Source organism: Pseudomonas sp. SWRI18, assembly GCF_014268345.1.
GTDB classification, from domain to species: Bacteria; Pseudomonadota; Gammaproteobacteria; order Pseudomonadales; family Pseudomonadaceae; genus Aquipseudomonas; species Aquipseudomonas cedrina.
In genome coordinates this window covers 24,949-39,494 of sequence record NZ_JACCQQ010000008.1, presented here as the reverse complement: position 1 = coordinate 39,494, position 14,546 = coordinate 24,949, and the positions used below count along the sequence as shown (strand labels likewise).

Genomic DNA, 14,546 nt, shown 5'->3' with positions numbered 1-14,546 from the left:
TCTGGTTTTTCGCGAGCAAGCTCGCTCCTACAATTAGTCAGCTGGCCTCAGTCCAAGCCGCGCGGCAGTTGCAACGTCACACGCAACCCACCCTCGCGCAAATTCTGCAAACTCACTTCACCGCCATGGCTATGGGCAATGTTGCGCGCGATCCCCAACCCCAAGCCATAGCCCTGTTGCTGCCCCGCCAGGCGGAAGTGCGGTTCGAACACCTGCTCCAGACGTTGCTCCGGAACCCCAGGCCCTTCGTCATCCACGTGCAGGACGAATTGCGCGCCGTCATCCTCGATGTGCAGATGAGCGTTCTGCCCGTACTTCAACGCATTGTCGATCAGGTTGCCGATGCAACGCTTGAGCGCCAGTGGTTTACCCGGGTATGCGCTCAATGCACGCCCGTACTGGGTGACGCGGCCATTGCCATTGGGCGCCACGTAAGGTTCCACCAGGCAGTCGAGTACATGATTGAGGTCCACCGGCTCGATGTTCTCGTGAATATCCGTATCTTTCACGCACTGCAGCGCGCCTTTGACCAGCAACTCCAGCTCATCCAGGTCACGGCCGAACTTGGTTTGCAGGTTTTCGTCTTCGAGCAGTTCCACGCGCAGGCGCAGGCGGGTGATCGGGGTGCGCAAGTCGTGGGAAATGGCGCTGAACAATTGGCTGCGTTCCGTGAGGTAACGGCTGATGCGCTCTCGCATGGCATTGAATGCACGGCCCACTTCCACCACTTCACTGCCTCCGCCTTCAGCGACCGGTTCCACATCGGCGCCCAGGGACATGTCCCGCGCCGCCCGCGCCAGGCGCTTGAGGGGCCGACTCTGCCAGTGCACCAGCAAACCGATAAACAGCAACAGGAAACCGCTGGTCAGCACAATGAACCACACTTGCTGGGAAGGCAGGCCCTGTTCTTCGAGGCTGGTGTAGGGCTCGGGCAACAGCGAGGCGATATAAAGCCATTCGCCAGGCGCGAGCTGGATCTGGGTGACCAGCACCGGCGGGTTCACCGGCTCCAGGGTCAGCGCGTAGTGGGCCCAGGAACGCGGCAGCTCATCGAGCTTCAGGCCGGCATTGAAAATGCGCAGGTCTTCGGCGCTGACAAACTCCACCGAGATAAGCACATCGCCCCCCAGGGTCTGACGCAGCACTTCGTCCACCACATCGAGCACCGCTTGTTTGCGCGGCGTTTGCGGCAGTATTTGCATGTCCAGTGGCCGGTCGTTCAGGGTGACGACGAAACGCGTGCCGCCCATGCTGCGTAACTGGTCGAGGACCAACGGGCGATACGCCACGGGCAACGAACGGAAATAACTTGCGCTGGCGGTCATCGAATGCGCCAGGCTGCGGGCGCTGGTGACCAGGCCTTCGAGCTGGGTGGCACGCAATTGCGAGACCCAGATCACGCTGGACAGCGCCTGGGCAAACAACACGGCCAGCAGCGTCAGCAGCAGCATGCGCCCCAGCAGTGAGCGCGGCACGGGGAAACGTCGGCGGCGTTCGGTTACCTGTTCAATGGGCATTGCCGGCAACCACGCTGGCTGCCAGTTGATAACCGCTGCCGCGCACGGTGCGGATCAGCCTCGGTGGTTTTTCGGTGTCGCGCAGGCGCTGGCGCAAGCGGCTGACGGCCATGTCGACGATACGGTCCAGCGGCATCAGGTCGCGACCACGGGTGGCGTTGCCGATGGTGTCGCGGTCAAGGATCTGTTGCGGGTGGTCGAGAAACAATTTGAGCAGGGCAAAGTCGGCGCCGGAGAGGATGACTTCTTCGCCATCCACATGGAACAGGCGGTGGCTGATCATATCCAGGCGCCATTCATCAAACACCAGCACGTCGCCACCACTGCTGCGCTCCTGGCCAAACTGGCAACGGCGCAACAACGCCTTGATCCGCGCTTGCAACTCACGCGGGCTGAAGGGCTTGCCGATATAGTCATCGGCGCCCAGTTCCAGGCCGATCACACGGTCGGCCTCATCGGAGCTGGCGGTGAGCATGATGATCGGCACCTGCGCCTGGCGCGGGTGCTGGCGGATCCAGCGGCAGAGGCTGAAGCCGTCTTCGTCCGGCAGCATCACATCAAGGATGACAAGGTCGCAGGGCGCCTCGTTCATCGCCTGGCGGAACCCGGCGCCATCCGGCACGCCACGCACCTGGAAACCGGCGCGACTGAGGTAGGTTTGCAGCAATTCGCGGATTTCCTGGTCGTCGTCGACGAGGAGAATCGATTTACTGATTACGCTCACGGGGTCCTCCTTGTTGTTATGGCCAAGCTTAAACCATCTGGCGCCTATAGGGCCGCCTTCGCGAGCAAGCCCGCTCCCACATTCAATCCCATTCCAGCTGGAGAAATACGGTCGAATGTGGGAGCGGGCTTGCTCGCGAAGAGGCCATCAGCCCCTACGCAAAAGCCTGCTCAAGCGCCACACCCGCCCCAGTCAACCCCGAATACGGCGCGGTCACCAGCCACACCGGGATGCCCTTGAAGTAGTCGCTCATGCAACCTTTGTCGGCAAAGCTTCTGGTAAACCCGCTGGTGATAAAGAAGTCGGCAAACCTCGGGATCACCCCGCCCACGATGTACACACCGCCGCGGCCACCAGTGGTCAGCACATTGTTGCCCGCCACCCGGCCCAGCCAGATGCTGAACTGGTCCAGCACTTCCATCGCCACCGGGTCGCCGGCCAGGCCTGCGGCCGTGATGGCCTCGGGCGTTTCCAGCACTGGCGCATGGCCGTCGACCGCGCAGATCGCCCGGTAGAGGCGTGGCAACCCGCCACCGCTCAAGGCGGTTTCAGCGCTGACATGCCCGATCTCGCTGTAAATATGCTGCCACAGCTGGGTTTCCCGAGGGCTGCTCAGGGGCAGGTCGACATGTCCGCCCTCCCCTGGCAACGCGGCAAAGCGCCCCGCGCCCAGGTCCAGCAAGGTGCCGACGCCCAGGCCAGTGCCCGGGCCGATCACCACGGCCGGCCGCAGGGGCTCCGGCGTGCCTTCGCAGACCACGCGGAATTCGTCGGGCTTGAGCTGGGTCATGCCCAGGGCCATGGCCGAGAAATCATTGATCAGCAGCAGTTCATCCACCTGCAATGTCTGGCAAAACGCAGTCTTGCTCAAGCGCCAGTGATTGTTGGTGAATTTAAATTCATCGCCGCTCACCGGCCCCGCCACCGACAGGCAGACAGCGCCGATGTCGCCGATGTGCAGGCCTTCCCCTTTGAGGTAGACCTTGATCGCGTCCTCAGGGCTGGAATGATCCGCCGTGGCCTGCACTCGAATCGAATGCAGTGCCTGATCGCGCCACAACGCAAAACGCGCGTTGGTCCCCCCGATATCACCGACCAGCGCTAACTTCACTTAAGCGTCTCCAAAGCACAGGTAAAGGCGCTGGCGCCCTGCTCTGCGGAGCTGGCGGCCAGGCGCATAAATGCAAACAGCTCGCGACCGGCGCCCACGTTATTGCCCAACAGGCCAGTGGCAGGCGTGCGCGCTGCAAATTCTTCGGCGTCCACCTTAAGCTCCAAGGTGCCCTTCACGCCATCCACGCGAATAATATCGCCATCGCGTACCCGCGCCAGTGGCCCGCCGCTCTGGGCTTCGGGGTTGACGTGAATCGCGGCGGGGATCTTACCCGACGCGCCGGACATACGCCCGTCCGTTACCAAGGCGACCTTGAAGCCACGGTCCTGCAAGACGCCGAGGAACGGCGTCATCTTGTGCAATTCCGGCATGCCGTTGGAGCGCGGGCCCTGGAAGCGCATCACTGCGACAAAGTCTTTTTCCAGCTGGCCGGCCTTGAACGCATCGGCCAGGTCCTGTTGATCCTGGAACACCACCGCAGGCGCTTCGACGACTTGGTGCTCCGGGGCTACCGCCGACACTTTCATCACGCCGCGCCCCAGGTTGCCTTCCATCACGCGCAAGCCGCCTTCCGGGGAAAACGCACGGGCCACGGGGCGCAGGATGGTTTCGTCGAGGCTCTCGATGGGACCGTCGCGCCAGATCAGCTCGCCATCGACCAAAAACGGTTCCTGGACATAACGGCTCAAGCCCTTGCCGGCCACGGTGTTGACGTCTTCGTGGAGCAGCCCGGCTTCGAGCAACTCGCGGATCAGGAACGACATGCCGCCCGCCGCCTGGAAGTGGTTGATGTCGGCCTTGCCGTTTGGATACACGTGGGACAGGGTCGGCACCACCTCGGAGAGGTCGGCCATGTCGTCCCACGTAAGGATAATGCCCGCCGACATGGCGATGGCCGGCATGTGCAGCGTGTGATTGGTGGAACCGCCAGTGGCGTTAAGCGCAACAATGGCGTTGACGATGGATTTCTCGTCGACGATCTCGCCGATCGGCGTGAAGTTACCGTTGGCCTTGGTCAGGCGCGTGACCTGGTGCGCGGCTTCGCGGGTCAGCGCATCACGCAGCGGCGTGTAGGGGTTGACGAACGAGGCGCCCGGCAAGTGCAGGCCCATCACTTCCATCAGCAACTGGTTGGTGTTGGCGGTGCCGTAGAAAGTACAGGTGCCGGGGCTGTGGTAGGACTTCATCTCCGATTCCAGCAGCTCTTCGCGGCTGGCCTTGCCTTCGGCGTAGCGCTGGCGCACGTCGGCCTTCTGCTTGTTGGAAATGCCCGACGGCATCGGCCCGCCCGGTACAAAGATCATCGGCAGGTGGCCGTAGCGCAGCGCGCCCATCATCAGGCCGGGGACGATCTTGTCGCAGATGCCCAGCATCAGCGCGGCGTCGAACATGTTGTGGGACAGCGCTACCGCCGTGGACATGGCAATGACTTCACGGCTGAGCAGGCTGAGCTCCATGCCGGGCTCGCCCTGGGTCACACCGTCGCACATGGCCGGGGTGCCGCCGGCGAACTGGCCGACCGAGCCGACTTCGCGCAGGGCTTTCTTGATTTGTTCCGGGAAGTGTTCGTACGGCTGATGCGCCGAGAGCATGTCGTTATATGAAGAAACAATTGCCACGTTGGCGGCATTCATCATGCGCAGACTATTTTTATCTTCAGTGCCGCAACCGGCCACGCCGTGGGCGAAGTTGGCGCACTGCAGCTTGCCGCGCATCGGACCGTCGCTGGCTGCGCCGCGAATGAGCGCAAGGTAAGCCTCGCGGGTGGCGCGGCTGCGGGCGATAAGCCGTTCGGTGACCTCAAGGACGCGGGGATGCATGTGTAGAACTCCAGGCTAACGGATGTGGCGACCTGAGTGTCTATGCTGATCAAACGCCCGCAGCACATGGGATGGCAGAGAGTCGTTTGGATCATCGGACCAGTTGATTCAGGTCACTCGTTGTAGATTGAACAAAATATTGCCACTAAAAAGGCTTGTTTTCTATTTTTATGCGAATAATCTTGTAATTCTTACAACAAATCGACGATAGGCGCTTTCCAATGACTCTTCGTATCGCAATCAATGGTTTTGGCCGTATCGGCCGTAATGTCCTGCGCGCACTGTATACCCAAGGCTACCGCCAGGATTTGCAGATCGTCGCCATCAACGATCTGGGCGACAGTTCGATCAATGCCCACCTGCTCAAATACGACACCGTGCATGGCACTTTCGACGCAGAGGTCGCCCACGATCAGGAAAGCCTGACCGTCAATGGTGACCGGATTGCCGTCAGCGCCATTCGCAACCCCGCCGACCTGCCGTGGGCCGCGCATAATATCGACGTGGTGTTCGAATGCACCGGCCTGTTCACCGACCGCGACAAGGCGGCCGCCCATATCAGCGCCGGCGCGCGCAAGGTGATCATCTCGGCACCGGCCAAGGGCGCGGACGCCACCGTGGTCTATGGCGTAAACCATGACATTCTGCGTCAATCGCACCAGATCATCTCCAACGCCTCGTGCACCACCAACTGCCTGGCGCCGGTTGCCCAGGTGCTGCACCGCGAGCTGGGCATCGAAAGCGGCCTGATGACCACCATCCACGCCTACACCAACGACCAGAACCTGACCGACGTCTATCACACCGACCCGTACCGTGCGCGTTCGGCCACCCAGAACATGATCCCGAGCAAAACCGGCGCCGCCGAAGCGGTGGGCCTGGTCCTGCCGGAACTGGCGGGCAAATTGACCGGCATGGCCGTGCGCGTGCCGGTGATCAACGTGTCACTGGTAGACCTTACCGTGCAACTGAAGAAGGAAGCCACGGCAGAGGAAGTCAACGCGCTGCTCAAGGACGCCAGCCAGCATTCGAAGATCCTCGGCTACAACACTCTGCCGCTGGTTTCCAGCGACTTCAACCACAACCCGCTGTCGTCGATCTTCGATGCCAACCACACCAAGGTCAGCGGCAAATTGCTGAAGGTGCTGGCCTGGTACGACAACGAATGGGGCTTCTCCAACCGTATGCTGGATAACTGCCTGGCGCTCTGCAACGCTGAATAACCCTGTTATGGGAACCGGGCTTGTGTGGGAGCGGGCTTGCTCGCGAAAGCGGTGGGCCAGTTGGCATATCCATCGACTGACCCACCGCCTTCGCGAGCAAGCCCGCTCCCACAGTTGTCCTGCGCAAGGCCATGGAAATAGCCACTTGCCATTTCAGTTGATGATAAGCATTATCATTAACTGCAAACCGGTCTGGTATCTCTGTGAGCCAATCTCGCTTCAACCACGTCTTTCTCACCCAACGGGTGATTCTGCTTCGTACCCTGCAGCGCATGGTGAATAACCACAGCACCGCTGAGGACCTGTTGCAGGAAACCTACCTGCGCGTCACCCGGGCCCTGAGCGAGCGGCCGATCGATCACCTTGAACCCTTCGTTTATCAGACCGCGCGCAACCTGGCGCTGGATCATCTGCGCGCGCGCAGGATCCAGGCCCGTACATTGCAGGAAGATGTACCGCTGGACGTACTGCAAAGCGTCGCCGCTCCCATCAGTACGCCCGAAGATGCCACCCAGGCCGAGCAACTGCTCGAGCACCTGAGTGTCAGCCTCGGCCAGTTGAGCCCGCGTCAGCAGCAGATCTTCATCCTCAGTCGCCTGCACGGTTGCAGCTATCAGGAGATCGCCGATCAGTTGCAGGTGTCCTTGAGCACCGTGCAAAAGGAACTGAAATTGATCATGGCCATCTGTGTAGGTGTGGCCGAGCGACTGGATCGGCCTTAAGCTGCACCCGACTGAAGTGTCGACACAAGCTGTGGGAAACGATGAATAGAACGTGGCGAAGACCCGAGGCACACCGTGACGGACCCGAATAAACTGCGCCCCCATGAGCTGGCTCATGAGGTGTTGCAAGACACGGCTATGGACCAGGCCCTCGATTGGCTGATCGCCTTGCAATGCCCGCAGCCCGGCCAGCAGGCCGAGTTTGAAGCCTGGCTGGCCGGTGATCCAACCCACGCCCAGGCGTTCGCCAAAGCCCAGGCCGCCTGGGGTGGCGCGCCGGTGCACAGTGCCGCCGTTGCCCTGGCGGCGCCGCGCAAGCCCAGCGCCTGGCGCCGGATCAAGCCGCATTGGAAACCGTTGGCCACGGCCGCCGTGCTGCTGATCGGCCTGTTCAGCTTCAGCAACCTGCCGGTGCGCCTGCAAGCCGACCACCTTACCGTGGTGGGCGAACGCCAGCGCCTGCAACTGGACGACGGCTCCAAGGTGCTGCTGAACACCAACTCGGCGTTCTCCAGCACCATCCGCGACCACCAGCGCATCGCCCGCCTCTACCAGGGTGAGGCGTTCTTCGAAATAGCCCCGGGCCACGGCCTGCCCCTGGAAATAGACGCCGGCCCGGTGCGCGCCAGTGTGCGCGATACCGCCTTTGCCGTGCGCTACCTCGACGGTGAAGCCCAGGTGCAAGTGCAGCGCGGCGATGTCGACCTGAGCAACAACGTGAACGATGCCCGTGTGCGCCTGAGCGCGGGTGAAAGTATCCGCATCGGGCCCAAGGGCTTCGGCCAGCCTGCCAAGCTGGATGCCAACAAAGACCTGGCTTGGGTGCAAGGTCGGCTGGTCTTCGAAAACTGCCCGATGGGCGAAGTGCTCGCCGAGCTGCGGCGCTACTACCCCGGCTGGATCGTCAGCACCAACAACAGGCTCGCCAGCGTGGCCGTCACCGGCAACTACCGGCTCGACCAACCGCTGGACGTGGTGCGCTCCCTGGCGCATATCACCTCGGCCAAGCTGTCGGAATATCCGGCGCTGGTCATCTTGAACTAAATGAGAATTATTTTTACTCGATAGCAGGCGGCGGTACGTCTCGTCTTAGTCAATGCAACTGATTCCTATTTGGTCAGTGCGCAACTATAAGATTCGTACCCCCGGAGCGCTCTCGATGTCCTCTTGTTTTAACCGCCGGTCTTCTTCGCCCGTCCTGTCCTTGCTGGCCGCTACCCTCCTGCTGGCCGGCGTGCCGGTGATGACCGCCAGCGCCGCCGAACCTGCGCCCCGCAGCCACGGCAACTACACCTTCAGCATCGAGCAGCAGCCACTGGTTTCGGCACTCAATGCCTTTACCACGGTAACCGGCTGGCAAGTCGGCCTGCCGGCGGAACTGGGCCAGGGCGTGTCGTCGCCCGGCGTACGCGGCCCGCTGTCACCGGAAAAAGCCCTGGACCGGCTGTTGGTGGGGACCAACCTGAGCTACCGCAAACTGGGCCACAACAACATCGTCCTGGAAAAGCGCACAGCGGGCAGCACCCTCAACCTGCAACAGGTGACCATCAGCGCCACCCGCAACGAGCAGGACGTGAGCAGCGTACCGAGCACCGTCAGCGTGCAGGAACGCGAAGCACTCGACCGCCAGAACGTGAATACCATTCGTGAACTGGTGCGCTATGAACCCAACGTCTCGGTAGGCGGCGCCGGGGGCCGCTCGAGCAATTCGGGCTACAACATTCGCGGCATCGACGGCGACCGCATCCTCACCCAGGTGGATGGTGTGGAAGTGCCGGACAACTTCTTCAACGGCCCCTATGCCAAGACCCGCCGCAACTACGTCGACCCGGAAATCGTCAAGCGCGTGGAGATCCTGCGCGGCCCGGCCTCGGCGCTGTACGGCAGCAGCGCCATCGGCGGCGCCGTCAGCTATTTTACCCTCGACCCGGATGACATTATCAAACCCGGTCAAGACTACGGCGCCCGCCTGAAGACCGGCTACAGCTCCGCCGACGAGAGCTGGCTGACCTCCGGCACCGTCGCCGGTCGCGTACAGGACTTCGACGGCTTGCTGCACCTGAGCCAGCGCAATGGCCACGAAATGGAGTCCTACGACGGCAACAACGCCACCGGCCTGGCGCGCACCGGCGCCAACCCGGAAGAGGCACGCACCACCAACGTGTTGGCCAAGCTGGGTTGGAACTACGGCGATGACAATCGCCTTGGGCTGACGTACGAGAAGTACAAGGATGATCGTGACGTCAACCTGAAAAGCGCCGTGGGCGGGCCGTTCACCGGCGGGCGCGGCTTCAACTTCTACCGTGCGCGGTCCGGCAACGACACCATCACCCGCGAGCGTTTCGGTATCGAAAACCGCTTCGCCCTGGACTCGCCGATTGCCGATCAGATCAAGACCAGCCTCAACTACCAGATCGCCAAGACCGACCAGTCCACCGCCGAAATCTACCAGCCGTCCCGCCGTGTCTTGCGCACCCGCGAAACCCTGTATGAAGAAAAACAGTGGGTCTTCGATGCCCAGCTGAACAAGGCCTTCAACATCGGCGACACCGATCACCAGGTGACTTACGGCACCACTCTCAAGCAGCAGAAAGTCACCGGCTCCCGCGAAGGCGCCGCCACCTGCCTGGCTGTCGGCAGCGGTTGCACGGCCATCGGCGCACCCAGCCCATCGGCCGGTGACAGCGTGAGGAAGGCCAGCGATTTCCCGGATCCGACCATCAACACTTACTCGCTGTTCGCACAGGACCAGATCGCCTGGGGCAAATGGACATTCCTGCCCGCCGTGCGCTACGACTACACCCAACTCAAGCCCAAATTGACCGAAGAGTTCCTCAACACCGTCGACCCGACGCGGATCTACGCCCACAGCGACAAGGAAAAAACCTGGCACCGTGTGACGCCCAAGTTCGGCCTGACCTATGCGCTGACCGATCACTACACCTGGTTTGGCCAGTACGCTGAAGGCTTCCGCACCCCTTCCGCCAAAGCCTTGTACGGGCGTTTTGAGAACCTGCAGCAGGGTTACACCGTGGAACCCAACCCGGACCTCAAGCCGGAAAGCAGCAAGGGCGTGGAAACAGGGATCCGCGGCAACTTCGATTCCGGTTCGTTTGATATAGCCGTGTTCTACAACAAATACCGCAACTTTATCGACGAGGACGCCTCCGTCGCCGGCGGTACCTCACAGCAATTCGAAGCCAACAACATCAAGCACGCCACCATCAAGGGGATCGAAGCCAAAGGGCGCCTGGACCTTGACGCGTTCGGCGCGCCGCAAGGCCTGTACAGCCAGGGTTCGATTGGCTACACCTATGGCCGCAACGACGACAATGGCGAGGCGCTCAACAGCGTCAACCCGCTCAAGGGCGTATTCGGCCTGGGCTACGACCAGGACAACTACGGTGGCCTGCTGAGCTGGACCCTGGTGAAAAAACAGGATCGCGTCGACAGCACCACCTTCCATGCGCCTGACGGCAGCGCCACGGGCCCGTTCAAGACCCCGGGCTTCGGCGTTCTCGACCTGACCGCCTTCTACAAAGTCACCAACGATGTGACCGTCAACGGCGGCCTCTACAACCTGACCGACAAAAAGTATTGGAACTGGGATGACGTGCGCAGCTACGACGGCGTCGGCGAAGCCGGTGTGACCTCGCCGGCCAACCTCGACCGCTTGACCCAGCCGGGGCGCAACTTCGCGATCAACGTGATCTGGGACATCTAACCCGATCCCACTCACCTCGTCGAAATCTTACCGGCGAGGTGAGGATTTTTTACTGTGCCGCGTCTTCTTGTTCGTCTAGTTGATAACAGCTCTCTTCGGGCACCCAGGCGCTTCCCTTCTAAAGGATTTTTTCATGACCGCTTCCCCTACCCCAGAACGCCCAAGCCTACGCTCCCAGCGCCTGAACCAGATCACCCATGAGCCACACACCAAGCTCGACGCATTGGTCAAGGCCCACGCCCCCTTCGAAACCCAGGCCAACTTCGCGCGCTTCGTCGTGGCGCAGTACCTGTTCCAGTCGGAACTGGTAGCGCTGTACAACGATGCCGAGCTGAACCAGATCGTGCCGGACCTGGCCGAGCGCTGCCGCGCCGAAGCCGCCAGGCTGGACCTGGCCGACCTGGACACCGATGTTCCCGCACCGGTCGCCGGCGCCGTGAAGCACCCCGGCAAGGCCGAAGCCCTGGGCTGGCTGTTCGTGTCGGAAGGTTCCAAACTGGGCGCAGCGTTCCTGATCAAGCGCGCCGTAGGCCTGGGCCTGAGCGAAACCTTCGGCGCCCGCCACCTGGGCGAGCCGGCGGGTGGTCGCGCCGAAGGCTGGAAACGCTTCACCCGCACCCTCGACGCCCTGGAATTCAGCGCCGAGGAAGAAGCCGCAGCGGAAAAAGGCGCGATCGACGCGTTTGTACGCTTCACCGTATTGCTGGAACAGGCGTACGCTAGCGCGCCTGAACTGGTCTGACCCTTGGTTGGAATGCGATAAAAAATGTGGGAGCGGGCTTGCTCGCGAAGGCGGCGTGTCAGTCAAGATGATGTGACTGATCCACCGCCTTCGCGAGCAAGCCCGCTCCCACATTTGGATCTCATTTCATAGTGATTTTCTGCGATATCCTTACCCATGACCGGCAAACCCCAACCCACCTCAAGAATCGCGCAACTCCTCTTCGGCCTGCTGGCCTACGTCAGCCTGGGCATCGGGCTGGTGGCGATTGTCATACCGGGTTTACCCACCACCGAGTTCATCCTGCTGGCCGCCTGGGCCGCCACCAAAAGCTCGCCACGCCTTAGTGCCTGGCTGGAAAACCACCGGCTGTTCGGGCCGATCCTGTCCAACTGGCGCAATGGCAGGATCATCGCCCGCCGGGCCAAGGTCAGCGCCACGTTGAGCATGCTGCTGTGCGCCATCCTGATGCTGGTGATGCTCGACCACGGCTGGCCGATCTACCTGGCGATTGCCGGGATGAGCCTGGGCAACCTGTGGATCTGGTCACGCCCGGAACGGCTTGCAGCACCCGTATAACGCCGCGCGTAGCGTTTTCCTACCACTCATCGCCTGCCTCTCATGAATTGATTTAAGACGCCGATGTTTCAGGCATGGCGTCGAATGGACTTGGCCCTGCCTGCCTGCGTTTTCACCTGTCCATTCGCGAGTGACCTATGTTCGACACCCTCTCCATCCGCCTGAAAATCGTGCTGCTGTCCGGGCTGTGCCTGTTGGGTGTGATCGCGCTGATCATCAGCATCAACCTGTACGAAACAAATCAGAACGACCATCTGATCAGTGATTCAAGCTCGCGAATGCTCACCAGTAGTGTGGAGAACCTGCTGCAATCCAAAGCCGCCGAACAAGCGGTACAGCTACAGAAGACCTTTGGCGAAAACCTGCTGGTGGTGACCGCCCTTGCCGATCAAGTCAAGGACTTGCGCAACCTGGCCGCCAAGCGCTCGCTGGAACCGGGCGCCTTGCGTGAAGAACTCAACCAGAGCCTGCAGACCACCTTTGAACGCAACAGCAAGGTGCTGGGCGTCTGGCTGTCATTCGAGCCCAACGGCCTGGATGGCAAGGATAGCGAATTCATCGACGACAAGGCTCGCGCGTCCAACGAAAAAGGCCGCTTCTCCAGCTACTGGAGCCGCGCCGGCGGCCAAGGCCAGAACACCATCATGGTCGAAGAAGACCTGACCAAGACCACCCTCAACCTTAGCGGTACGCCCTACAACATCTGGTACACCTGCCCGCGGGATACGCGCAGCGTTTGTTTGCTCGACCCGTACGAAGACACGGTGGGCGGCACGCCGGTACTGATGACTACCATTTCCTTGCCATTGATCGTGGACGGCAAGGTTATTGGTGTGGTCGGTCTTGATATCGCCCTCAACAGCCTGCAAGCCCTCACCGATGCCGCGCAAAAAACCTTGTTCGAAGGCGCCACGCACCTGGAGATCATCTCCAGCACCGGCCTGATTGCCGCCTACAGCGGTGAGCCGGCCAAGGTGGGCAAGAACCTGATCGACATCCTCGGTGCCGAGGGCAAGGAAATCGTGCAATTGCTGGCCAGTGACAGCTACGTCAACCGGGAACAGGGGGATACGATCCGCGCGGTTTACCCGGTCAAGCCCATCGCCGATGCAAAGGCCTGGGGCGTGGTGATCAAACTGCCCAAGCACGTGATGCTCGCCGATGCCTTGAAGCTGCAAGGCCTGCTCGACGAAGCCCAGGCCAGCGGCACCCTGAAGGCCTTGCTGGTGGGCGCCGGCGCAGGCTTGCTTGGTTTGTTGCTGATCTGGCTGACCGCCACCGGCGTGACCCGCCCCATCAACAGCGTGGCCGCCATGCTCAAGGACATCGCCAGCGGCGACGGCGACCTTACCCAGCGCCTGGCCTACGCCAAAAAGGATGAGCTGGGCGAACTGGTCAACTGGTTCAACCGCTTCCTCGACAAGCTGCAACCGACCATCGCGCAGATCAAGCAAAGCATCACCGACGCCCGTGGCACCGCTGACCAGTCATCGGCCATCGCGCGCCAGACCAGCGAAGGCATGCAAGTGCAGTTCCGCGAAATCGACCAGGTGGCCACCGCCTCCAATGAAATGAGCGCCACCGCCCATGACGTGGCCAACAGCGCCTCCAACGCCGCCAGCGCGGCACGCGGTGCCGACCAGTCGGCGCGTGAAGGCATGTCGATCATCGAGAAAAGCACCCGCGACATCACAACTCTGGCCGAAGAAGTCAGCAAGGCCGTGGGCGAAGTCGAAGCCCTGGCGGTCAACAGCGAGCAGATCGGCTCAGTGCTGGAAGTGATTCGCAGCATCGCCGAGCAGACCAACCTGCTGGCGCTCAACGCCGCCATCGAAGCGGCGCGCGCCGGAGAAAGCGGGCGAGGATTTGCCGTGGTTGCCGACGAAGTGCGCAACCTGGCCAAGCGTACCCAGGATTCGGTGGAAGAAATTCGCCTGGTAATCGAACGCATCCAGAGCGCCACGCGAGGCGTAGTGGCAACCATGCATTCGAGCCAGAGCCAGGCCCAGAGCAACGCCGGGCAGATCCACCAAGCGGTGCAGGCCCTGGGCAAGATCAGCGAGGCCGTCACCGTGATCAGCGACATGAACCTGCAGATCGCCAGCGCCGCCGAGCAACAGAGCGCGGTGGCCGAAGAGGTCAACCGCAACGTCTCGGCGATCCGCACCGTGACCGAAACCCTCACCGGCCAGGCCACCGAGTCGGCGGCTATCAGCAGCCAACTCAATGCGTTGGCCAGCCAGCAAATGAAGTTGATGGATCAGTTCAAGGTGTAAACCGATCCCTCGGACACCAGAGATCCCCTGTGGGGAGCCGGGCTTGCCCGCGATGCAGACGACTCGGTTTCCCTGAGGGTCCGAGTCGAGACTATCGCAGGCAAGCCAGCTCCCCCAGGATTGTGG

General features: G+C 61.8%; 11 protein-coding genes. 7 read left to right on the top strand and 4 right to left on the bottom strand.

Going from position 1 to position 14,546, the window contains the following annotated elements:
- Positions 1-47: 47 nt before the first annotated feature.
- The 4 genes from H0Z09_RS11125 to edd form a co-directional block, all read right to left on the bottom strand.
- Positions 48-1,517, bottom strand: a complete 1,470-nt coding sequence (locus H0Z09_RS11125) for an ATP-binding protein (protein WP_186690494.1) — start codon at positions 1,515-1,517, stop codon at positions 48-50.
- A complete protein-coding gene (locus H0Z09_RS11120; protein WP_015885655.1) occupies positions 1,507-2,241 on the bottom strand; it encodes a response regulator transcription factor in 735 nt (244 codons plus the stop codon). The genes H0Z09_RS11125 and H0Z09_RS11120 overlap by 11 nt, the downstream gene beginning before the upstream one ends.
- 154 nt (positions 2,242-2,395) lie before the next feature.
- Positions 2,396-3,352, bottom strand: a complete 957-nt coding sequence (locus tag H0Z09_RS11115; protein WP_186690492.1) for a glucokinase — start codon at positions 3,350-3,352, stop codon at positions 2,396-2,398.
- Positions 3,349-5,175, bottom strand: a complete 1,827-nt coding sequence (gene edd / locus H0Z09_RS11110; protein WP_076949793.1) for a phosphogluconate dehydratase — start codon at positions 5,173-5,175, stop codon at positions 3,349-3,351. The genes H0Z09_RS11115 and edd overlap by 4 nt, the downstream gene beginning before the upstream one ends.
- A 221-nt stretch (positions 5,176-5,396) precedes the next feature.
- Between edd and gap the strand changes: the two genes are divergently transcribed.
- From gap to H0Z09_RS11075, 7 genes are all read left to right on the top strand, one after another.
- Positions 5,397-6,398 carry a type I glyceraldehyde-3-phosphate dehydrogenase gene (gene gap / locus H0Z09_RS11105; protein ID WP_076949794.1) on the top strand — a complete coding sequence of 334 codons (1,002 nt, stop codon included), beginning with the start codon at positions 5,397-5,399 and terminating at the stop codon, positions 6,396-6,398.
- A 203-nt stretch (positions 6,399-6,601) separates the two neighbouring features.
- Positions 6,602-7,120, top strand: coding sequence for a sigma-70 family RNA polymerase sigma factor (locus tag H0Z09_RS11100; RefSeq protein ID WP_186690490.1), 519 nt, complete (start codon positions 6,602-6,604; stop codon positions 7,118-7,120).
- Positions 7,121-7,195: 75 nt separating this feature from the next.
- Positions 7,196-8,164 carry a FecR domain-containing protein gene (locus tag H0Z09_RS11095; RefSeq protein WP_186690488.1) on the top strand — a complete coding sequence of 323 codons (969 nt, stop codon included), beginning with the start codon at positions 7,196-7,198 and terminating at the stop codon, positions 8,162-8,164.
- 115 nt (positions 8,165-8,279) lie between these two features.
- The gene (locus H0Z09_RS11090) at positions 8,280-10,844 is read left to right on the top strand and encodes a TonB-dependent receptor (protein ID WP_186690486.1); all 2,565 of its coding nucleotides are present in this window, start codon (positions 8,280-8,282) and stop codon (positions 10,842-10,844) included.
- A gap of 133 nt (positions 10,845-10,977) precedes the next feature.
- Positions 10,978-11,586 carry a biliverdin-producing heme oxygenase gene (locus tag H0Z09_RS11085; RefSeq protein ID WP_186690484.1) on the top strand — a complete coding sequence of 203 codons (609 nt, stop codon included), beginning with the start codon at positions 10,978-10,980 and terminating at the stop codon, positions 11,584-11,586.
- Between the two features lie 156 nt (positions 11,587-11,742).
- The gene (locus H0Z09_RS11080; protein ID WP_186690483.1) at positions 11,743-12,144 is read left to right on the top strand and encodes a YbaN family protein; all 402 of its coding nucleotides are present in this window, start codon (positions 11,743-11,745) and stop codon (positions 12,142-12,144) included.
- Between the two features lie 137 nt (positions 12,145-12,281).
- Positions 12,282-14,420, top strand: a complete 2,139-nt coding sequence (locus tag H0Z09_RS11075; protein ID WP_186690475.1) for a methyl-accepting chemotaxis protein — start codon at positions 12,282-12,284, stop codon at positions 14,418-14,420.
- Positions 14,421-14,546 lie beyond the last annotated feature (126 nt).

Excerpts from the sequence above, each read along its gene's own strand:
- edd (WP_076949793.1), bottom strand. The coding sequence starts at position 5,175 with ATGCATCCCCGCGTCCTTGAGGTCACCGAACGGCTTATCGCCCGCAGC.
- H0Z09_RS11075 (WP_186690475.1), top strand. The coding sequence starts at position 12,282 with ATGTTCGACACCCTCTCCATCCGCCTGAAAATCGTGCTGCTGTCCGGG.
- gap (WP_076949794.1), top strand. The coding sequence starts at position 5,397 with ATGACTCTTCGTATCGCAATCAATGGTTTTGGCCGTATCGGCCGTAAT.
- H0Z09_RS11125 (WP_186690494.1), bottom strand. The coding sequence starts at position 1,517 with ATGCCCATTGAACAGGTAACCGAACGCCGCCGACGTTTCCCCGTGCCG.
- H0Z09_RS11080 (WP_186690483.1), top strand. The coding sequence starts at position 11,743 with ATGACCGGCAAACCCCAACCCACCTCAAGAATCGCGCAACTCCTCTTC.
- H0Z09_RS11085 (WP_186690484.1), top strand. The coding sequence starts at position 10,978 with ATGACCGCTTCCCCTACCCCAGAACGCCCAAGCCTACGCTCCCAGCGC.
- H0Z09_RS11090 (WP_186690486.1), top strand. The coding sequence starts at position 8,280 with ATGTCCTCTTGTTTTAACCGCCGGTCTTCTTCGCCCGTCCTGTCCTTG.